Source organism: Flavobacterium sp. RSB2_4_14 (genome assembly GCF_051547085.1).
Classification (GTDB): domain Bacteria; phylum Bacteroidota; class Bacteroidia; order Flavobacteriales; family Flavobacteriaceae; genus Flavobacterium.
Genome location: NZ_JBPTTL010000008.1, coordinates 62,114 through 83,383, shown reverse-complemented (window position 1 = coordinate 83,383; position 21,270 = coordinate 62,114). Strand labels below are relative to the sequence as shown.

The 21,270-nt window shown below is 31.4% G+C and carries 23 protein-coding genes; 10 read left to right on the top strand and 13 right to left on the bottom strand.

What is annotated here, in order from left to right:
* Positions 1 to 20 precede the first annotated feature (20 nt).
* From fabV to ACSVH2_RS12720, 6 genes are all read left to right on the top strand, one after another.
* Complete coding sequence (gene fabV, locus ACSVH2_RS12745) at positions 21 to 1,208, top strand: enoyl-ACP reductase FabV (protein ID WP_438093562.1); 1,188 nt, start codon at positions 21 to 23, stop codon at positions 1,206 to 1,208.
* A gap of 104 nt (positions 1,209 to 1,312) precedes the next feature.
* Positions 1,313 to 4,156, top strand: a complete 2,844-nt coding sequence (locus ACSVH2_RS12740) for a choice-of-anchor J domain-containing protein (protein ID WP_438093561.1) — start codon at positions 1,313 to 1,315, stop codon at positions 4,154 to 4,156.
* Between the two features lie 87 nt (positions 4,157 to 4,243).
* The gene (locus ACSVH2_RS12735; protein ID WP_438093560.1) at positions 4,244 to 5,248 is read left to right on the top strand and encodes a glycosyltransferase; all 1,005 of its coding nucleotides are present in this window, start codon (positions 4,244 to 4,246) and stop codon (positions 5,246 to 5,248) included.
* Positions 5,245 to 5,829, top strand: coding sequence for a dephospho-CoA kinase (gene coaE / locus ACSVH2_RS12730; RefSeq protein WP_438093559.1), 585 nt, complete (start codon positions 5,245 to 5,247; stop codon positions 5,827 to 5,829). Before ACSVH2_RS12735 ends, coaE begins: the two co-directional genes overlap by 4 nt.
* A 70-nt stretch (positions 5,830 to 5,899) precedes the next feature.
* The gene (locus ACSVH2_RS12725; RefSeq protein ID WP_438093558.1) at positions 5,900 to 7,483 is read left to right on the top strand and encodes a sensor histidine kinase; all 1,584 of its coding nucleotides are present in this window, start codon (positions 5,900 to 5,902) and stop codon (positions 7,481 to 7,483) included.
* Between the two features lie 5 nt (positions 7,484 to 7,488).
* Positions 7,489 to 8,190 carry a response regulator transcription factor gene (locus ACSVH2_RS12720; RefSeq protein ID WP_438093557.1) on the top strand — a complete coding sequence of 234 codons (702 nt, stop codon included), beginning with the start codon at positions 7,489 to 7,491 and terminating at the stop codon, positions 8,188 to 8,190.
* 27 nt (positions 8,191 to 8,217) lie between these two features.
* Here ACSVH2_RS12720 and ACSVH2_RS12715 read toward each other — a convergent pair whose 3' ends face one another.
* The 9 genes from ACSVH2_RS12715 to ACSVH2_RS12675 all read right to left on the bottom strand — a co-directional run bounded on the left by ACSVH2_RS12715 (position 8,218) and on the right by ACSVH2_RS12675 (position 15,834).
* Positions 8,218 to 8,958: an acyl-[acyl-carrier-protein] thioesterase gene (locus ACSVH2_RS12715; protein WP_438093556.1), complete on the bottom strand. Its 741-nt coding sequence runs from the start codon at positions 8,956 to 8,958 to the stop codon at positions 8,218 to 8,220.
* Positions 8,959 to 9,024: 66 nt separating this feature from the next.
* Positions 9,025 to 9,957 carry a tRNA (adenosine(37)-N6)-dimethylallyltransferase MiaA gene (miaA, locus tag ACSVH2_RS12710; protein WP_438093555.1) on the bottom strand — a complete coding sequence of 311 codons (933 nt, stop codon included), beginning with the start codon at positions 9,955 to 9,957 and terminating at the stop codon, positions 9,025 to 9,027.
* A complete protein-coding gene (locus tag ACSVH2_RS12705; protein WP_438093595.1) occupies positions 9,957 to 11,318 on the bottom strand; it encodes an exonuclease domain-containing protein in 1,362 nt (453 codons plus the stop codon). Before ACSVH2_RS12705 ends, miaA begins: the two co-directional genes overlap by 1 nt.
* Positions 11,319 to 11,393: 75 nt before the next feature.
* Positions 11,394 to 12,056, bottom strand: a complete 663-nt coding sequence (locus ACSVH2_RS12700; protein ID WP_438093554.1) for a YggS family pyridoxal phosphate-dependent enzyme — start codon at positions 12,054 to 12,056, stop codon at positions 11,394 to 11,396.
* A gap of 128 nt (positions 12,057 to 12,184) precedes the next feature.
* Entirely contained in the window at positions 12,185 to 13,411 is a 1,227-nt protein-coding gene (locus tag ACSVH2_RS12695; protein WP_438093553.1) for a DUF1015 domain-containing protein, read from the bottom strand.
* 70 nt (positions 13,412 to 13,481) lie between these two features.
* Positions 13,482 to 14,369 carry a 3-hydroxyacyl-CoA dehydrogenase family protein gene (locus tag ACSVH2_RS12690; protein ID WP_438093552.1) on the bottom strand — a complete coding sequence of 296 codons (888 nt, stop codon included), beginning with the start codon at positions 14,367 to 14,369 and terminating at the stop codon, positions 13,482 to 13,484.
* 9 nt (positions 14,370 to 14,378) lie between these two features.
* Positions 14,379 to 14,531, bottom strand: a complete 153-nt coding sequence (locus ACSVH2_RS12685; protein WP_438093551.1) for a hypothetical protein — start codon at positions 14,529 to 14,531, stop codon at positions 14,379 to 14,381.
* 32 nt (positions 14,532 to 14,563) lie between these two features.
* A complete protein-coding gene (locus tag ACSVH2_RS12680) occupies positions 14,564 to 14,863 on the bottom strand; it encodes a hypothetical protein (protein WP_438093550.1) in 300 nt (99 codons plus the stop codon).
* Positions 14,864 to 14,865: 2 nt separating this feature from the next.
* Positions 14,866 to 15,834 carry a Gfo/Idh/MocA family protein gene (locus tag ACSVH2_RS12675; RefSeq protein ID WP_438093549.1) on the bottom strand — a complete coding sequence of 323 codons (969 nt, stop codon included), beginning with the start codon at positions 15,832 to 15,834 and terminating at the stop codon, positions 14,866 to 14,868.
* A 97-nt stretch (positions 15,835 to 15,931) separates the two neighbouring features.
* Between ACSVH2_RS12675 and ACSVH2_RS12670 the strand changes: the two genes are divergently transcribed.
* Positions 15,932 to 16,573 carry a protein-L-isoaspartate(D-aspartate) O-methyltransferase gene (locus ACSVH2_RS12670; protein ID WP_438093548.1) on the top strand — a complete coding sequence of 214 codons (642 nt, stop codon included), beginning with the start codon at positions 15,932 to 15,934 and terminating at the stop codon, positions 16,571 to 16,573.
* A 54-nt stretch (positions 16,574 to 16,627) separates the two neighbouring features.
* Here ACSVH2_RS12670 and ACSVH2_RS12665 read toward each other — a convergent pair whose 3' ends face one another.
* Entirely contained in the window at positions 16,628 to 17,269 is a 642-nt protein-coding gene (locus ACSVH2_RS12665) for a hypothetical protein (RefSeq protein ID WP_438093547.1), read from the bottom strand.
* Positions 17,270 to 17,325: 56 nt separating this feature from the next.
* Complete coding sequence (smpB, locus tag ACSVH2_RS12660) at positions 17,326 to 17,778, bottom strand: SsrA-binding protein SmpB (protein ID WP_438093546.1); 453 nt, start codon at positions 17,776 to 17,778, stop codon at positions 17,326 to 17,328.
* Positions 17,779 to 17,929: 151 nt separating this feature from the next.
* Here smpB and ACSVH2_RS12655 point away from each other — a divergent pair, with 151 nt between their 5' ends.
* Entirely contained in the window at positions 17,930 to 18,607 is a 678-nt protein-coding gene (locus ACSVH2_RS12655) for an OmpW/AlkL family protein (RefSeq protein ID WP_438093545.1), read from the top strand.
* 78 nt (positions 18,608 to 18,685) lie between these two features.
* On the top strand, positions 18,686 to 18,913 hold the full coding sequence (locus ACSVH2_RS12650; RefSeq protein ID WP_438093544.1) for a VF530 family DNA-binding protein: 228 nt from the start codon (positions 18,686 to 18,688) through the stop codon (positions 18,911 to 18,913).
* On the opposite strand, the gene ACSVH2_RS12645 is transcribed toward ACSVH2_RS12650, so the two are convergent.
* Both ACSVH2_RS12645 and ACSVH2_RS12640 read right to left on the bottom strand, forming a co-directional pair.
* A complete protein-coding gene (locus tag ACSVH2_RS12645) occupies positions 18,914 to 19,474 on the bottom strand; it encodes a GNAT family N-acetyltransferase (RefSeq protein ID WP_438093543.1) in 561 nt (186 codons plus the stop codon).
* Positions 19,475 to 19,488: 14 nt separating this feature from the next.
* Complete coding sequence (locus tag ACSVH2_RS12640; protein WP_438093542.1) at positions 19,489 to 20,343, bottom strand: aldose 1-epimerase family protein; 855 nt, start codon at positions 20,341 to 20,343, stop codon at positions 19,489 to 19,491.
* A 388-nt stretch (positions 20,344 to 20,731) separates the two neighbouring features.
* On the opposite strand from ACSVH2_RS12640, the gene ACSVH2_RS12635 reads away from it, so the two are divergent.
* Entirely contained in the window at positions 20,732 to 21,229 is a 498-nt protein-coding gene (locus ACSVH2_RS12635; RefSeq protein ID WP_438093541.1) for a CAP domain-containing protein, read from the top strand.
* Positions 21,230 to 21,270: the final 41 nt, after the last annotated feature.

Genomic DNA, 21,270 nt, shown 5'->3' with positions numbered 1-21,270 from the left:
CAACTTAATTTTAATAGAATATGATTATAGAACCAAGAATGCGAGGATTTATTTGTTTAACAGCTCATCCCGATGGTTGTGCTCAAAATGTTAAAAATCAAATAGCGTATGTAAAATCAAAAGGCAAAATTGATGGCGCCAAAAAAGTTTTAGTTATTGGTGCTTCAACGGGCTTTGGATTAGCTTCAAGGATTACGAGTGCTTTTGGTTCCGATGCAGGAACAATTGGGGTTTTCTTTGAAAAACCACCTTCAGAAGGAAAAACAGCTTCTCCTGGTTGGTATAATTCAGCAGCTTTTGAAAAAGAAGCACAGAAAGCTGGGTTGTATGCTAAAAGTATCAATGGAGATGCTTTTTCAAATGAAATAAAACAACAAACCATCGATTTAATTAAGGCTGATTTGGGTCAAATAGATTTAGTGATTTATAGCTTGGCTTCGCCAGTTCGTTTGCATCCAGTTACAGGCGTTTTACATCGTTCTGTATTAAAACCAATAGGTAGCACTTTTACCAATAAAACGGTCGATTTTCATACTGGAAACGTAACTCAAGTAACCATTGAGCCTGCAAATCAAGACGATATTGATAATACTGTTGTGGTAATGGGTGGCGAAGATTGGGCAATGTGGATGGAAGCACTTAAAAATGCTGATGTATTAGCAAAAGGAGCTACTACTTTTGCCTATTCTTATATTGGTCCGGAAGTTACAGAAGCCGTTTATAGAAAAGGAACCATCGGAAGAGCAAAAGATGATTTAGAAGCTACTGCTTTTAAAATTACAGATAGTTTAAAATCTTTAGAAGGAAAAGCGTATGTTTCTGTTAATAAAGCACTGGTAACACAAGCTAGTTCTGCAATCCCAGTAATTCCATTGTATATTTCTTTATTGTATAAAATAATGAAAGCAGAAGGAATTCATGAAGGTTGTATCGAACAAATCCAACGTTTATTTGAACAAAGATTATATACAGGAAAACCAATCCCAACTGATGATAAAGGCAGAATTAGAATTGATGATTGGGAAATGAGAGCCGATGTTCAAGACAGAATTAAAACATTATGGGAAAAAGCAACTACTGAAAATTTAACTGAAATTGGAGATTTAGCGGGTTATAAACAAGACTTTTTAAATCTATTTGGTTTTGGTTTTGATGGTGTAGATTATACTGCTGACACTAATGAAATGGTTTTAGTTCCAAGTATTTAAAATATAATCTTTGAATTTGCATATAAAAAGTCACCTAAAAATTAGGTGGCTTTTTATTTTTTAATTAATTTTAGAGCTAATTAACTTTTTAACTTTTATTAATTATGAAAAAAATTACATTATTTTGTTTTTGTTTTCTAAGTAGTATGATGGATTCATATGCTCAGTTCACAGAAAATTTTGATGCAGGAACAACAACTCCTGCTGGTTGGGCCGTCATAAACGGTGGAGATACAAATACGTGGATATTTGGAGCTCCTGGTGCTGGAACTGCAAATAGTGGGACAAATGTTGCTAGTATAATTTATAGTGCAACTGCTCATGATGATTATTTGATTACTCCCCAGTTTACAGTTACATTAGGTGTTACTGAGCAACTAAGTTTATGGGCAAGACACAGATCAAATACTTTTCCTGAACCGTTTGATATTTTGTTATCCACTACAGGAACAGCTGCTGCGAATTTCACCACAACAATAGCTGCCGCAGTAACTCCAAATACTACATGGCAGAAATTTACTTACTCATTAGCAGCTTTTGCAGGTCAAACGGTTTATATTGCTTTTAGAAGTACAACTACCGATGAATTTGAATTATATCTTGATGATATAGTTGTTGGTGCAGTTCCTAATCCACCAGATTATGTTAATTTACAGTTCCCTGCTACAGCTTCATTTGCTCAAGGTGGTAATGTAACTGTTTATGGACAAATTTACGAAGCTGGTTTAACAGACGTTGCTCCAAACATAGTTGGACAAACACCTGGTGTTCAAGCATGGGTGGGGACAAGTGCCACAAACACAAATCCTAATACTTGGACAAATTGGACTTTAGCAACTTGGAATTCAGGAAATGTATCTAATAATGATGAATATCAAGCTACTATTGGTGCTAATTTAACACCTGGAACTTATTATTATGCTACAAGATTCGTACTGAACGGAGGCAACTTTTTTTATGGAGGGATAAATGCAAGTGGACCAAATAATGGTAGTTTCTGGGATGGTGCCACATTTGGAAGTGGAGTTTTAACAGTAACAGCTGCTCCAGCTCCAGCAAATGATGAATGTTCGGGTGCTATATCACTAACTGTAAATCCAGATCTTTTATGTGGATCTGTTACTTCTGGTACAATTTTAGGTGCAACAGCTTCTACTATTGATGCAGCAGCTTGTGGTGGAACAGAAGATGACGATGTATGGTTTTCTTTTGTGGCAACTTCAACTGGTCACAGAATTAGTATATTAAATGCTGCTGGTTCAACTACCGATATGTATCATTCATTATGGAGTGGAGCAGATTGTAATAGTTTGACATTAGTTGCTGGTTCTTGTTCTGATGCTGATGTTAGTACTAGAACAGGATTGACAATTGGACAAACTTATTATGTTAGAGTTTACACTTGGACTGCAACAACAGGACAAACAACAACATTTAATGTGTGTATCGGAACACCACCAGGACCACCAGCCAATGATGAATGTTCAGGTGCAATTGCATTGACTATTAATTCTGATCTATTATGTGGAACTGTTACTCCAGGTACAATTTTAAGTGCTACAGCTTCTACTGTAGATGCAATTGCATGTGGTGGAACCGAAGATGATGATGTATGGTTTTCTTTTGTAGCTACAGCAGCTACTCATAGAATTGCCTTAAATAATGTTCTTGGTTCCACAACAGATTTGTACCACTCTCTTTGGACTGGTGCAGATTGTAACAGTTTAACATTAGTTCCTGGTACATGTTCTGATCCAAATACTAGCAATCCAACAGGTCTAGTAATTGGACAAACCTATTATTTAAGAGTTTATAGTTGGACAGCAACAACAGGTCAAAGTTCAACATTTGATGTATGTATTGGTACGTTACCACCACCACCAACAAATGATAATTTTGCAACTCCTATCGCAGTTACTTGTGGTAATATCTATACCGGAGATACATCATCTCCAGTAACTTTAGACGAAGATAATGCTCCTGATGGTTTCGGTACTGCCTTGACTGCACCAAATCTTTGGTATTCATTCACTGGTTCTGGTTCTGCGCAGACAGTTACAATAAACTTATGTGGTTCTTCTTATGATACGTCTGTTTTAGTTTATACAGGAACATCAGGAAATTTAACTTTAGTTGCAGCAAATGATGACGACTCATCATGTACTTCAAATGGAGCAAATTCTAAAGTTATATTTACTTCTGATGGAACAACTACTTATTATATCACTGTTGCAGGATATAATACGGCTGTAGGTGCATTTACTATGAATGTAACATGCGCTGCTGTAACACCACCAGCAGTTGCTAATCAAGATTGTGGAACATCTTTACCAGTTTTAGTTGATGGTTTAGATAATAATTCAGATAATTCATTTGGTACAGTGAGTTCAACTCAACCTTCGTGTGATCTTTTTGGTTCAGTTCAAGACGTTTGGTTCTCATTTGTTGCTCCAGCGTCAGGTTTAGTAACTGCATTAGTAACGCGAGGTACAATGACTTCTCTCAATTTTAATATCTATTCTGGAGCTTGCGGAGCATTAACTCCATTAGCTGGTACATGTAATTCAAATATAACTGTGGCAACTGGAACTCCTGAGACTCTAACTGCTCTAACTCCGGGAACAACATATTATATTCAAGTATGGAGTAATGCTGCAGAGCAAGGAACATTTACTTTGAGACTTACTGACGATGGATTAAGTAATTCAGACTTTGATACTACTAATTTCTCATACTATCCAAACCCTGTAAAAAACACTTTGAATTTATCTTACAATCAAGAAATTTCAAATGTTGAAATATTCAATTTATTGGGACAAAAAGTAAATTCTAATACTGTTAATGCCAATCAAGCTCAAGTTGATATGTCAAACTTATCAAATGGAGTTTACTTGGTTAAAGTAATCTCTAATAACCAATCTAAAACGATAAGAGTTATCAAAGAATAGTTTTTTTAATTTTTTTATATGTAAAACCACCTAAAATTTAGGTGGTTTTTCTTTTTTATAAAACTTATATTTGTTAAAAATTTACTCATGTTTTTTTCAATAATAATTCCAGTTTATAATAGGCCAGACGAAATTGAAGAGCTACTTGAAAGTTTAGCTAATTCTGATTATGGTAATAACTATGAAATTGTAATTGTGGAAGATGGGTCAACCATTCCGTGTCAAGATGTAGTTGAAAGATTTAATAATGTCTTAACTATTTCTTATTACTACAAAGAAAATTCTGGACCTGGTGATTCGAGAAACTACGGAATGAAAAAAGCAACAGGCGATTATTTTATTATTTTCGACTCTGATTGTATTATTCCAAAACACTATTTATCTGAAGTTGAAAATGAACTAACTGCCAACTATGTTGATTGTTTTGGTGGTTCTGATGCCGCTTTAGACACGTTTTCTGATATTCAAAAGGCAATCAATTTTGCAATGACTTCTTTTTTGACAACTGGTGGAATTCGAGGTGGTTCTGAGAAGATATCTAAATTTCAACCTCGAAGTTTTAATATGGGTATTTCAAAAAAAGCATTTGAATTATCAAATGGTTTTGGTAATATTCATCCAGGAGAAGATCCTGATTTGACCATCAGATTGTGGAAATTAGGATTTGAAACTAGACTTTTTTCCAAAGCATTTGTTTATCATAAACGAAGAATTGATTGGCATAAATTTACACTACAGGTTTATAAATTTGGAAAAGCTCGGCCTATATTAAATTCGTGGTATCCCGAATATAGTAAACTTACATTTTTTTTCCCCACACTATTTATTTTAGGATTTTCTATTTCTGTTTTTCTTGGGTTGTTTGGAATATGGCTGCCAATATTTTGTTATGCTTTTTATTTTCTGTGTCTATTTTTAGTATCAAGTATTCAAAATAAAAGTATTAAAATTGGATATTTATCGCTAATTGCTGTTTCAAAACAATTTTTTGGTTACGGAAGAGGTTTTTTGGAGTCTTATTATAAGATAATTATCTTAATGCAAAAACCAGAGTTAGCGTTTCCTGAATTATTTTTTAAGAAAACATCATGACCAAAATTATAGGATTGACAGGTGGTATTGGAAGTGGAAAAACAATGGTTGCAAACTACATGAAATCATTGGGCTTACCAGTTTATATAGCTGATGACGAGGCAAAAAAGATTATGAAGTCCAAAGAAGTAGTAAGCTCAATTAAAAACGAGTTTGGAAATTCTGTTTTTGACGGCGATAAACTTAATAACGAAAAATTAGCCCAACTCGTTTTTAATAATCCTGATAAACTTCAAAAACTAAATGCTATTGTTCATCCGTTAGTTAAAAGTCATTTTGATAAATGGTTAGAACAACATAAAGACTTTCATTTTGTAGTAAAAGAAGCTGCCATTTTGTTTGAAAGCAGCAGTTATAAATATTGTGATTTCATTATTAACGTTACAGCTCCAATCGAAACTCGAATTCAAAGAGTTTTAGAACGTGATAAAACCGATAGGGAAAGTATTTTGAAACGAATTCAAAACCAATGGACAGACGAAGAGAGGGCTTTAAAAAGTGACTTCGTCATTCAAAATTCTACCATTAAGGATACTGAAAATCAAGTTGATGAAATTCTTAAAATATTAAACAATCAATAATTTTTTGATGAGATGTTAATCTTTGGTTAATGTATTCATAGTATAAATGTTAAAATCCTAAATTTGTGTGATGAATAAATTGTTTTTCCGATTGCTTGTAATATTAATGAGTTTATCCTTGATTGGTATAATTCTTGTTCAGGTATATTGGTTTGATAAATCATTTGAAAATAATGAAGAGCAATTTAAATACCATGTAAAACAAGTTCTTGGTAATGTTGCTGATAAAATCCAAAAGTATGAAGCTTATACATTTTATGAAAAATACAATAAGCTAAAAGACAGTATAGGTAAAGTTCCTGAAAAAAGTGATTTTTTGGAATTTGGTTATTATCAAAGAGACTCAAGAACCAACGAAACCATAATTTATTCTAACAGTATTATTTCCGAAGATTACGGAATATCACCATCGTTCTTTGATAAAAAATTAGACAGTGTAAAACAATTAAAAAATTTTTCTTCGAAAAGAAAAACAGAGATTTACAACGATAATATTGACAATTCAAGTATCAAGCAAAACGTTACTCCTGATGTAAAAATTGAAAAAGCGGGTAGGTTAGATTTACTTGACAATGCACAATTTGAAATATTTTATAAAGACATAGCTGCATTAAAGCCAATTCAGGAAAGAGTTTCAAATGAATTCTTGCAAAAATTATTGACTGATGAGCTTAACGAATATGGTGTAAAAACTCCTTTTGAGTACAGTATTTACAGCAATGGTTTGGCAACAAAAATAAAATCGGATAGATTCAAATATGATAAGTCGTCAACCTATTCAATTCCAGTTTTTATTGATAATGAAGACAATAATAAATATCAATTACTAATTACATTTCCTCAAAAAAAGAAGTTCCTATTTTCTGAACTTATTGGAATTTGTATTTTGTCAATAATCTTTACATTAATAATAATAATTGCCTATTCGAGTGCTTTGAGCCAATTGATTAAACAACGTCAGATTTCGGAGATCAAAACAGATTTCATCAATAATATGACACATGAATTCAAAACGCCTATAGCCACAATCAATTTAGCTTTGGATGCTATCAAAAATCCAAAAGTTATTGATGATAAAGAAAAGGTGCAACGTTACTTGCAAATGATAAGAGATGAAAATAAAAGGATGCATGCTCAGGTTGAAAATGTTTTAAGAATATCAAAGCTCGAAAAGAAAGAACTAGATATCAAAAAAGAGTCAAATAACATTCATGATATTATTGAAGATGCTATCGAACACGTTCATCTGATTATTGAAGATAGAGGAGGTTCAATTACAAAGCATTTGGATGCGAAAAGAACCACAGCATTACTAAACGATGTACATTTTACTAATGTCATTGTTAACGTTTTGGATAACGCTATAAAATATTCACCTGATGCGCCAAAGATTGATATTTCTACTGAAAACGTAACAGAGTTTATTTATATAAAAATTAAAGATCAAGGTGCAGGAATTTCAAAAGCGGCACAAAAAAGAATATTTGAAAAGTTTTATCGTGAGCACACTGGTGATTTGCATAACGTTAAAGGACACGGATTAGGATTGGCCTACGTTAAAAGAATTTTAGAAGATCACAATAGTGAAATTTTTGTCGAAAGCGAAAAAGGAAAAGGAAGTACATTTATCATAAAAGTCCCACTCATAAATTAAAATATATGGAAAATAATAAAAAAATATTGCTGGTAGAAGATGATCAGAATTTTGGAATTGTATTGCGAGAATACTTAACATTAAATGATTTTGATGTTACTCTAGCTAAAAACGGAATGGAAGGTTTCGAAAAATTCAAAAAAGATAATTTTGATTTGTGTATTTTGGATGTCATGATGCCCTACAAAGATGGTTATACTTTAGCCAAAGAGATTAGAGAAAAAAACAAAGATGTTCCTTTGATTTTTCTTACTGCAAAATCGATGAAAGAAGATGTAATGAAAGGGTACAAAGTAGGAGCAGATGATTATTTAAATAAACCATTTGATTCTGATGTCTTGTTGATGAAAATCAAAGCTATTATCCAAAGAAAAGCAGTTGAGAATAAAAATGAACCTGCTAAATTTGAATTCCAAATTGGTAAATTCCTTTTGAATTCTAAATTACGCTTCCTAAAACTTGGTGATAATGAACCAATAAAATTGTCTCCAAAAGAGTCTGAATTATTAAAAATGATGGCGATTTATGAAAATGATTTGATGCCAAGAGAATTAGCTTTAACAAAAATATGGAGAGAAGATAATTATTTCACTTCCAGAAGTATGGATGTTTACATTTCTAAGCTTCGTAAATATCTAAAAGAAGAACCAGAAGTAGAAATTCTAAATATTCACGGTGAAGGTTTTAGATTAGTAGTAAAAAAATAAGTCAATGGCTCTAAGAAATTAGAGCCATTATTTTTTTAAAGATATTTGCATAGCAAAGTTAGCTTTTTCATTTTTCTGAATGCTGAAAGTAACAACAGCGTCATTCTTTTTCTGACTGATTTCAACTTCATCATGAAGTGAAAGTTCTTTTAGATAATTCATTTCAAAACTTTCAATCTTTTGATTTTTAATTACATCATAATCAAGTAAATCAAGACACCATTCTAAATACTTCACACTATTGACATGATTGACAATATCCAAATCTGAAAGTTGCACTTTATGATTTTCAATTTTCATCATATCATGCTGAAAATCAATTTTACTGAAAGGTGCCAAAGTTGCTCTATCCAAATATTTTTGAAAATGTTCATGTGGTAATGCTAAATTTTCTGGTCTTCGGGTTTGCGTATTGAAAACAGCCCAAAAAGTTTCACATCCAATAATCTTTTCCTCACCAATATACATTTCTAAGCAACGAATGGAACGTGAATTTTCCAATGAATTAACCCAAGTTTTTACTGTAACTGTTTCTTTCCATTTTGGCAAACGTTTTATTTCAACACGCATTCTACTCAAAACCCAAGCTTGATGATGCATTTGCATATCACTAAAGCTAATACCGCCGAGTTCTGCATGATAACCAGCTGTTAATTGAAGAATATTACACAAATCGGTGTATTTCAAAAAACCATTTGGGTAACATTGTAGAAAAGTTATTTCCCAATCTTGTTGAAGTATAGAGGAGAAGTTAGGTGATATTGGCATTTTAAATTATTTTTTTTAAAACACAGATTTTAAAAATCAAGAAAAATTATAATAATTAATTCTATTTTAAAAATCTGTGTTCCTTGTTTTCTGTTCTATCAAATTAATTATTTCTTTTCTCTCGACTAAATAATCAACCCAAACTACATTTTCAGTTCTTTTAAACCAAGTCAATTGTCGTTTAGCAAATCTTCGAGTATTTTTTTTGATTTCTTCTATTGCAAAAGCTAAAGAAATTTTTCCATCAAAATAATCGAATAACTCACGATAACCAACTGTTTGTAATGCATTCAAATTTTTATTGGGATATAACTTTTCAGCTTCTGCTAAAAGTCCGTTGTTAATCATCATATCCACTCGCTGGTTAATTCGATTGTACATGATTTCTCGTTCGGCTTCTAATCCAATTATAATAGGACTGAAGTTACGTTGATTTTTCTTTTGTCCAATAAAACTAGAATATGGTTTTCCTGTGCCGATGCAAACTTCTACAAAGCGTTTCATTCGTTGCGGATTTTGTAACGTCTGCGAATTTTCGATTGAAAGTTTTTGGAAATAATTGGCATCCAATTCTTTTAACTTTTGCTGAAGATAATCTATTCCAAACTCTTCAAAATCAATATTTATCTTTTCTCTAACAGAATTATCAATTTCAGGAAAATCGTCAAATCCTTTCAACACAGCATCAATATATAGACCTGAACCGCCAACCATGATTTGGACATTGTCTTTCAAAAATAATTCATCCAATTTAGCAACGGCTTCTTTCTCAAAATCGCCTACAGAATAGTTTTCAAAAATGGATTTGTTTTGTATGAAATGATGCGTTACTGAATTTAATTCTTCTCCACTTGGAACAGCAGTACCAATCTTCATTTCTTTAAAAAATTGTCGGCTGTCACAAGAAATAATATCGCAATTGAAATGTTTCGCCAATTCAATACTCAGCGATGTTTTTCCTATAGCAGTTGGACCGATGATTGTAATTAAGTAATTCATTAAAATTTGACTATTTTCATTACTTTATTTCGCCTCAAATAACCTTGAATTATACTTCGTGTATCACGATTATTCTGCATTGGAATAATAATATTTTTAAGGATTTCGATATTATTTACTTGGTAATTTAAATCAAAAAAACAATACCCTTTATAAATTCCGTTTTCAATCAAAACAGCGCTTCTTTCCTCAACACTTCTTCCTCTGTCAATAACCACCATATTTTCGTTTTGAAATTTCATATTATGAATGAATTCCTCCACACGTTCATTGTATATTTCTGGAAGTTCTTTACCTAAACATGCACCATGACATTCTTTTATTTTATGTTGAAAACAACCGTTTTTAGTTTCGTATAAACCATTTATTTTTTGGCACAAATGGTATTCTGCTGTTATTTTAAACAACAAATTTTTACCTTCCTGTATACTTGTAAACGATGTAATCTCTTTTTTTCGACCATCTGCTTTTTGGATTTTTAAAGCTAAATAACCATGAATATCTTTTTCAACATACAAAGCATATTGAAAAATACTCTTTCGTTGTGCTCTGTTATAAATAGGTTTGTTAATTTTTATTTCTTCGCTTTCCTTTAGTAACGCAATCAATTCGCTTCCAGTTTCTTCATAAGTTACTGCAAAAACTTCCACTTGAATTTTTTTAGATTTTCTCGAAGTTCCAGTAAAATGTTGGTTTACACGTTTTTTGATGTTCTTGCTTTTGCCAATGTAAATCAAATCACCTTTTTCGTTATGAATATAATATATTCCAGTTCTGCTTGGCAAACTTTCAACTAAATCTAGTAATTTGGGTGATAAACCTTTTTTTATTTCGGCCTTTATTAAACCAATTAGAATTTCTTTTTCTACATCTTTTGCTAATAGCATTTTGAATAATTTGACTGTTGCCAAGGCATCACCGCTAGCACGATGTCTGTCAGTAACGGGAATTCCTAAAGCACGAACTAGTTTCCCTAAACTATACGAAGCTTGTCCAGGAATTAATTTTTGAGATAATTCAACGGTGCAAAGCGTTGGTTTTATAAAATCATACCCCAATCTGTTAAATTCTGTTCGAAGAATTCTGTAATCAAATGAAGTATTATGAGCCACAAGTATACAATCTTGAGTGATTTCAATAATTCGTTTGGCAATCTCATAAAATTTTGGAGCAGAACGCAACATGGCATTATTAATCCCAGTCAATTTTACCACAAAAGGTTGAATGGGTTTTTCGGGATTAACCAAGCTGATGAATTGATCGATGATTTCATGACCGTCAAATTTATAAATTGCGATTTCGGTAATTCCTTCTTCGTTGAATTGTCCTCCAGTGGTTTCTATGTCGAGTATTGCGTAGATATTATTTTGTTTAAAAGTTTAAAGTTTCAGGTTTAAAAGTTCAGAAATCAAAAATCGTTTATCAACAATCTTAAATCATTTTCTTCCTCCAAATATACTACTTCCAATGCGAACCATAGTACTACCACATTCGATTGCTAATTGGTAATCGCCACTCATTCCCATGGATAGAGTTTCTAGTTTCAAGTTTGAGGTTTCAAGCTGTTTATATTTATCGAAAATTGATTTTAAAAAGTCAAATTCTCTTTTTATTTGTTGTTGATTATCAGTAAATGTAGCCATTCCCATTAATCCAATTACTTTAATATTATTCATTTCCTTAAACTCTTCAGAATTGAGTAAATCAGCAAGTTCATTTTCATCTAAACCGAATTTAGTTTCTTCTTCGGCAATGTGAATTTGAAGTAAACAATTGATATTTTTTCTCCAGCGAATGGCATGACGATTGATTTCTTTCAGAAGTTTTAAACTGTCAACACCATGAATTAGTTTAACATATTCAACCATGTATTTCACTTTGTTCGATTGAACGTGACCAATCATGTGCCATTCAATGTCTTTTGGCATTTGTTGCCACTTTTCGGTCATTTCTTGGATTTTGTTTTCACCAAAAATGCGCTGTCCAGCTTCGTAAGCTTCCATTAAATCAGATACCGGTTTGGTTTTGGAAACCGCAACTAATGTAACATGATTGGGAAGTTGGGATTTTATTTGGAGTAGATTTTCTTGTATCGACATTTAATTTATTTATATTATAGTATCGGAACACTGATTTAATAAATCTATAAAATTTTTAAAATTTCTCTAATTCCTCTAATTTCTTAAATCTGTGTTTCTATAAATTCATCTCTTTTATTTTCTCAAAATTATAACTCATAAATCATCAATCCACTTCTGAACTTTGGTTCTATATAAGTACTTTTTGGTGGCATAATCAAATTATTGTCAGCCAAAGCTTTGATTTCTGAAATATCACTTGGATACAACATAAAGCCAACTTCAAATTCGCCTTCGTCAACCAATTCTTTTATGGTTAAAATTGATTGTTTTCCTGGAATGTATTCAATTCTTTCGTCGTTTCGTAAATCTTCAATTCCCAATAGTGGTTGCAAAACTTTATCGTATAAAATTTGTGCATCGAGGTTTTCTAAAATTTTATTTTTACTATTGAAATTGTCATTGAGTTTGTAAAACAGTGCATAAAAACTTCCGTCAAGATACATCCCAAATTCGAATTTGCTTTGAGGTTTCCACAATTCTTGTTCTTTGTCTTTAATAATGAAATGCTCTGAAAGTTTTTCGAGGAAAACGTCTTTGGAATAGCCATTCAAATCACGAATAATTCTGTTGAATTCATAGATTTTTATCTGACTTTCGGCAATTAAAAAACTCATGAAATAGTTCAAATTCTCGTTTCCTAAATGTCTATCCTCATCGTATAACAATTCAGCCGAAGCAGAACGGTGATGTCCATCAGCAATATATAACTCTGGAATGTTTTCAAATTGCTTTGTTAACCAATTAATTTCTTCCTCGGTTTCAATTTTCCAAAGTTGATGTTTTTCTTTGTTGGTTGTGGAATAGTTGTAAATAGGTTGACTTTTTTTCTTTTCAGAAATCCAGCTATTTAATGTATCATTATCAGGATAAGTGATCAAAACCGGTTCGGTATTGAAACCAGTTTGATGTAAATAATCTTTGAAATATTCCACACGATATTGTAAGGTATCTTCGTGTTTCTTGATAACATTATTTTTATAATCTTCGATAGAAGTTCCAGCTACAATTCCAGTAAAGGATTGTGTTTTGCTTTGAATTTCATATAAAAAGAAAACTGGTTTTTCCTCTTCCATAAAAATACCATCTTCTTTGAAATCCTCATATTTATGTGCTACACCTTTAAAACGTTTATCCAAAGTAATTTTTTGCGAATGCATATACGCAGGATGAATAACGTGCAAAAACGAATAGGGATTGAAACTCAACCAAGCTGCCAACTCCGCCGAACTGTAATCGTCATAGTTTCTACAAGTTACCAATCCAATTTTATCTGGTGTTGGTCGAACTGCTTTGAAAGGAATTATTTTTGCCATTTGAGTGATTAGGCAATAGGCAATAGGCAATAGTTTTAAACTAATGGCTAATGGCTAATGGCTTTTTTTACTAATTAAATTGTTTTGAAACCTTTTCCGCTTTTTTGCTTTCGGAATAATCATAAAAACCTTCACCCGATTTTACCCCAAGTTTTCCAGCCATTACCATATTTACTAACAATGGGCAAGGTGCATATTTTGGATTTTTGAAACCGTCGTACATTACATTTAAAATGGATAGACAAACGTCAAGTCCAATAAAATCGGCTAATTGCAATGGTCCCATTGGATGCGCCATTCCTAGTTTCATTACCGTGTCAATTTCTTGAACGCCAGCAACGCCGTTATATAAAGTTTCAATACTTTCGTTTATCATGGGCATCAAAATTCTGTTGGCTACAAATCCTGGGTAGTCGTTTACTTCGGTTGGAGTTTTCCCAAGTTTAACCGACAAATCCATGATAATTTTCGTCACTTCATCTGAAGTGTTGTAACCACGAATGATTTCTACCAATTTCATAATCGGCACCGGATTCATAAAATGCATTCCTATTACTCGTTCTGGATGAACAACTTGTGCCGCAATCTGCGTGATAGAAATAGATGAAGTATTGGTTGCCAAAATCACATTGTGATCGCAAACTTCACTTAATTGTTTAAAAATATTAAGTTTCAGTGTTACATTTTCGGTTGCTGCTTCAACTACTAAATCACATCCAACAACACCATCTTTTAAATCAGTGTAAGTGATTATATTTCCAATTGTTTTGTATTTGTCTTCTTCGGTGATTGTTTCTTTTGAAACCATTCTATCAAGGTTGGAAGCAATGGTTGCCATTCCTTTTTCGATTGATTTTTCGGAAACATCAATAAGTTTTACGGTAAAACCGCTTTGTGCAAAAGTGTGAGCAATTCCGTTGCCCATTGTTCCTGCGCCTATTACAGCTATTGTTTTCATTATATTGGTTTAGTTTGTTTTAAAAAAATCTTTAAATTCTGAAATAATTCCAGTGTTAATATATCCTAAATCTTTGTATTGCTTATTGATTTCAATAGATAACTCATTAAAATTTTTATGATATTGATTAGATACTTTGGCAACTTTTTTGTTGTTTCTCATGAAATATATATAATCATAACTTCCATAGTTTGTTAAAACTTTAGAACTATGAAATCCATCAATATCGTGTTTTTTTTCAAAACTGTATTTCCAATACCAATGTAACGCTTTATCCTTAACTCGCTTTCAGTAATTTGAATACTTATTATTTTATCTCTCATTTCAATAAAAACTATTAAAATTGTCAAAAACAAAAGTAAAATAACGAAACTGCCAGCTTTCGAAGAAGTAAAAGTAGCTTCCATATTCATCAAAGTTGAAACGAATAAGCCAATCACAAATAAAAAAAATAGTGGAATGAAATAGGAAACTATTTTAAATTTTGACATCATAATTATCTACTTTCCATACTATCAATTATCATGTAGGCAACACGCAACGCTTCGGTTCCATCTTCAAGAGTTACAATTGGAGTTGTATTATTATTAATGGCATCGGCAAAAGTTTCTAATTCATCCAAGATGGCATTATTGGCTGAAACTTCTGGATTGTCAAAATAAATTTGTTTTCTTTCACCTTCGGCATTTTGCAAAATCATATCGAAATCACCTGGAACTTCAGGAGCTTCTTTCATTTTTACCACTTCACATATTTTGTCAAGATAATCTACCGAGATGTAAGCATCTTTTTGAAAGAAACGAGACTTTCTCATGTTTTTCATTGAAATTCGGCTTGATGTAATGTTCGCAACGCAACCATTTTCAAACTCAATTCGAGCATTGGCAATATCTGGTGACTGACTTAAAACGGAAACACCGCTAGCATGAACCGATCTTACTTTTGATTTTACAACACTCAAAATAGCGTCAATATCATGTATCATCAAGTCTAAAACCACAGGAACATCAGTACCGCGAGGATTAAATTCAGCCAATCGATGGGTTTCAATAAACATTGGGTTTTCGATTTGATCTTTCACCGCAATAAATGCTGGATTAAAACGTTCTACGTGACCAACTTGTCCTTTTACATTATATGCTGCGGCTAATGCTATAATTTCTTCAGCTTCGGCAACAGTTGTTGAAATTGGTTTTTCAATAAAAACATGTTTGCCACTTTTGATGGAAACTTTGGCACATTTATAATGAGATAGAGTAGGAGTTACAATATCAATAACATCCACAGCGTGAATTAATTTGGCAATAGTATCAAATTGTTTGTATCCAAATTCGGCTGCTATTTTAGCTCCATTTTCATGGTTTTCATCATAAAATCCAACGAGTTCATATTTAGAAGATTGTTGTAACAAGCGAAGATGTATTTTTCCGAGGTGACCAGCACCTAAAACGCCAACTTTAAGCATAAAAATAAATTTTATCAAAAATAGAAATTAATTAATAATTTGTAATTGATAATTGCTAATTTGTTTTCTATTTTTACGAAATAAATTACTACCCAAATTGAAAAATACAAACAAACATCAAGGACTTCGAAATCAATTAGCCAAGCTATTAGAGGAAAAAGGAATTAAAGATAATAAAGTGCTGGAAGCAATTAAAATTATTCCAAGACATTTGTTTTTAGACTCCAGTTTTGAAGATTTTGCTTATCAAGACAAAGCATTTCCGATTGGTGCGAACCAAACTATATCTCAACCTTATACTGTAGCATTTCAAACTCAATTACTACAAGTGAAAAAGGATGATAAAATTCTTGAAATAGGAACTGGTTCGGGTTATCAAACAGCAGTTTTAGTAGTTATGGGTGCAAAAGTCTATTCGGTTGAAAGACAAAATGAATTGTTCAAAACCACTAAACTTTTGTTGCCAAAATTAAATATACGTCCTAAATTATTATCTTTTGGCGATGGTTACAAAGGTTTACCAGATTATGCACCATTTGATAGTATCATTGTCACTGCTGGAGCTCCAATAATTCCAAAGGCTTTAATGGCTCAATTAAAAATAGGAGGAAGGCTGGTTATTCCACTTGGTAGGGATGAACAAATTATGACATTGTTAATTAGAAAAAATGAAACTCAATTTGAAAAACATGAGTTTGGGGAATTTAGATTTGTTCCTTTATTGGAAGATAAAAATTAGAAATAAAAAAATCCTGAAGTAAATTCAGGATATTTTTTTGGAGTTGATTAACTTTTATTTCTTAGGTTCAGGAGCTACAAAACCATCTTTTCTCATTTCTTTAGCTACTTCTATAATAATATTATCAACGGTTTGTGAAACGTCTATTACATTACTCGAACTTGTTGTTCCAGTCCAAATTAACTTATTGTTTTTTAAAGAGAACACATTAGTCTCGACGATGTAATAAGTACTTTCCTGATAATATCCTGCATCATAATAACTTGGTGAATACATGTCATACCAACCGCCATAATAACCACCATACATTCCGCCATACATTCCACCATAGTACATACTAGTGTTTGTTCCTGGAACATAGTTAGTTTCTTTTTGAGTATCAACCAATCGCATCGTGATGATGCCATCATATCCTTCACTATTTAAAATACTAAGTTTTTGTGTAGTCGTGTAATCTAAATTAGTTTTTGTAAACAAACTGTAAGATGGGTGGAAAAGTGGATTTTTTGAAGCAATTTGATCTTCAACAGTTCTTCTAGTTGTTTCGTTTTTAAGTAAGGCAACAACCATTATTTTTTTGAATTGTTCTTTTTCTGCATTTGTATTTGGATCTTTCCAACTGCTTACAATGGTTGTGTTTGTCCCACCACAGCTTACTAAAAGTATACCTGTTAACAATACTAAAATTTTTCTCATGATTTATGTTTTTTAAGTTTATAAATATAAGAATTTAATGGAATTTTGCTAAAAAACTAAAAAGCTTTTTTTATACGGTCGATATCTCGTTTAACATCTTGTTCTTTAAGACTTTCACGTTTGTCATAGGTTTTTTTACCTCTGCAAAGTCCAATATCCAATTTAGCAATTCCTTTTTCATTGGTAAAAAGTTTCAATGGAATGATAGTTAATCCTTTTGTGTCCATCGCTTTTTCAAGCTTTTTAAGTTCCCTTTTATTTAGTAAAAGTTTGCGCTCGCTTTTGGCTTTATGGTTAAACTGGTTACCATATAAATATTCCTCAATTTGGGTATTGATTGCAAATAGTTCTCCGTTATGAAATTCACAAAACCCTTCGGTAATGTTAGCTTTTCCAAGCCGAATAGATTTGATTTCTGTTCCTGTTAAAACAATTCCAGCCGTATAGGTTTCGATTATTTCATAATCAAATTTGGCACGTTTGTTAAGTATGTTTATAGTTTTCAACATTAGAAGGCAAATGTAGTAACAAAAGAGTATATTTTTATACTTAAATGGGTTGAAATTTTCAATTAATAAAAACAACTAAACAATGATTTTTATCAGTTTTTAAGTTAGGAGTTAATAATATTTTTGAACAATAATTTAAACCAAAAATCAAATGAAAAAAATTTTATTAATAGCAGGAATTGTATTATTTAGCTTTACTGTTAATGCACAAGATGAAAAACAAAATAATCAAGAAAAACAAGAAAAAGTCAATGATTTTTCGAGATGGAAAGTAAGGTTAAGAGGAGTTTCTGTTGTGCCAAATGAGAGCGCTGAAATTGGTGTTATCGGTGGAGATATTGATATTTCAAACGCCTTTATACCAGAATTAGATTTTACCTATTTCTTTACGAAAAACTTTGCTGCAGAGTTGATATTAGGAACAGCAAAACATGATGTTAAAGCCGTTAATACTGCAGCTGGAGATGTGGATTTAGGAAGTGTTTACTTGTTGCCTCCAACTTTGATGGCTCAATATCACTTTTATCCAACTGAAAATAAAATATTTCAACCTTATATAGGAGCAGGTGTAAACTATACTTTATTTTACAATGTAAAATCTGGAGCTGTTGCTGATGTTTCCTATGATAATGCTGTGGGTTATGGTTTTCAAATTGGATTTGATTTAATGTTAAGTGATAAATTCTTTATCAATATAGATGCAAAAAGATTATTTCTTAATACTGATGTAACAGTAGATGCATCAAATTTAGCACCTGGTTTGAGTATACCAGCAAAAGTCGATATTGATCCTTATTTAATTGGATTTGGTGTTGGTATGAATTTCTAATACTACACTTAATCTACTAATCTTTATTAAAATGCCACTATTCTCAGATGAATAATGGCATTTTTTTATATTTGTATTATGGAAAGTAACAATTCAAAAAATCCACTTCACGGGATAACACTCCAAAAAATGTTGGAGCAACTTGTAGCTTTTTATGGTTTTGATACTTTGGGCGAATTAATTAAAATAAAGTGTTTTAACGAAAACCCTAGTATTAAATCAAGTTTAACCTTTTTGAGAAAAACTGATTGGGCAAGAAAAAAAGTAGAAGAACTTTATATCAAGATGTTACCAAAAATGAAGTAATCATTTTTTAAAATTTCTTTTCAATAAAGAATAAATAACAGTATCCCAAAATTTTCCTTCCCACAATTCATTTTCTAAAATATGAGCTTCTTTGACAAATCCATTTTTTTGTAAAACTCGTTCCGAAGCAACATTATCAGGATCAATTACTGCTTCTATAGAATGCAAATGCATTTGTTCGAAACCATATTCTACAACCACTTTTATAGCTTCAGTAGTAATTCCTTTTCCATTATACTCTGGTAATATCATATAACCAATTTCTGCGCGATGATTTTCAGGTTGAATTCTATAATGACCAATTAAACCAATTATTTTGGGGTTTCCTTTGATGGTAATTCCCCAATTTATTCCTATATTGTTTACTATCTTTTCTTCAATCATAGCAATGTGTTCCATTGCATCCTGTTTGGTTTTTGCTAATGGTCTTGGAATGTATTTCATGATTTCTGGATTACCACGAAGTACTAATATTTCATTAACATCATTACTATCAATTCTTCTGAGTAATAATCTTTCTGTTTCTAAATTTGGAAAAGGATGAAAATTGATTTCTAACATATTTTTTTGTGAGATTATAAAATTTCAATACTAAAACTACATTCAAAGGTTTTATTTTTTTCTAATAATTGAATGCCTTCTTTTTCCATTATGTTTGCATTACTATTGCATGGATCAGAATAGCCAAACCAAGGTTCAAGGCAAATAAAGGGTGCGTTTATTTTAGTCCAAATACCAAAATTTGGAAAATCATTAAATTTAAAACTAAGAAATGGAATGTCATTTTCTAGAATTTGAATTTGTTTTGAATTTAGTGTTTTAAATATCAAAGCATCTTTTTCAAAAAGGGAATAGGAGAGAGGCAAAACTCGATTTTTAAGTGGAATTGTTTTTGTTTTTTCAGAAAGTAAGTCATTTTCCAACTCATAACTTGTTAAATTTTCATTTGCGTCAAATTGCAAACTATAGGTTTCAAATTCACCATTTAGTGCAAAAGCAGGATGACCACCAATAGAGAATGGAATTGTATGATTGTCTATATTTAGCACTTTGTATTCTACTAATAATTCTGAATTATTTAATAAATAAATTATCTGTAATTCAAATTTAAAGGGATAAAACGTGAACGTAGTTTCATTAAACTGTAATGAAAATGTTATTTTATCATTTTCTTTATTTAAAATGGTGAAATTTAAATCTCTGGCAAATCCGTGACGCGTTAGTTCATATGTTTTGCCATTATATGTATAAAAATTGTTTTTTAAAGTCCCAACAATTGGAAACAAAACAGGAGAGTGTTTACCCCAATATTCAGGGTTTCCTTCCCATATATACTCTCTGTTTGAAGTATGATTTTTAAGTGAAATTAATTCGGCACCTTTGAGATTAATAGTTGCTGATAAAATTGAATTTGAGATAGTTGCGTTCAATAGAAATTTATATTTTTTTGACAAAAGTTTGTTTTACAAATATATTTTATTAATTCTATTATGTCTATTAAATTTTAGTAGCAGCTTAATCTTAATTCCTATGAATTATTTTGATTTTTAAATTGAAATACTTTTTAATAGAAATTATATATAAGTAAGAATAAATTTAATTAAATTATAAAAACAATGCATTTCATCGATTTTATTTGTTGTTTAAACGATAAAACCACTATCATTGTACAACAAAAACAAACAATACGTTCTTTCGATATTAACTAAATAAAGTATTTGCCCCACATCTACCAAATTTAAATAATACGTTCTGTCAAAATTATTAACCTTAAAGTGTTTGCCCCACATCTACTTTAAAAAAACTTAACCTACTACTATGAAAGCAAAAATGTTTAGAGCATTGTTGCCGTTAGCAATCGTGTTCACTATGGTATCTTGTTCCTCTGATGAAACATCAGAAACTGCACAAGACAAAAGAGTTGTAACTACTTATAATTACAACGATACGGAATTAAAATTAGTTACGCTAATCAACAATCACCGTCAAAGCATTGGTTTAAATCCCTTGGAAGTTGTGAATCACATCTCCTATAAATCAGAAGAGCACAATATCTACATGATTGACAATAAAGTGGTAAACCACGATTATTTTCAACAACGTTCAGACAATCTTATTCAAGTTTTAGGCGCAGAAAGAGTAGGCGAGAATATTGCTTATAATTATCAAATGCCCGAGAGTGCTTTTAGTGCATGGATGAATAGTCCAGCTCACAAAGCCAACATCGAAGGTGATTACACACACTTTGGAATATCAGTGACCACCGACACTCAAACAGGAAGAAAATATTACACCAACATGTTTATGAAAAAATAATAAACATGTGTAACCATAAAATAGTTTGATTATTGTTTTGT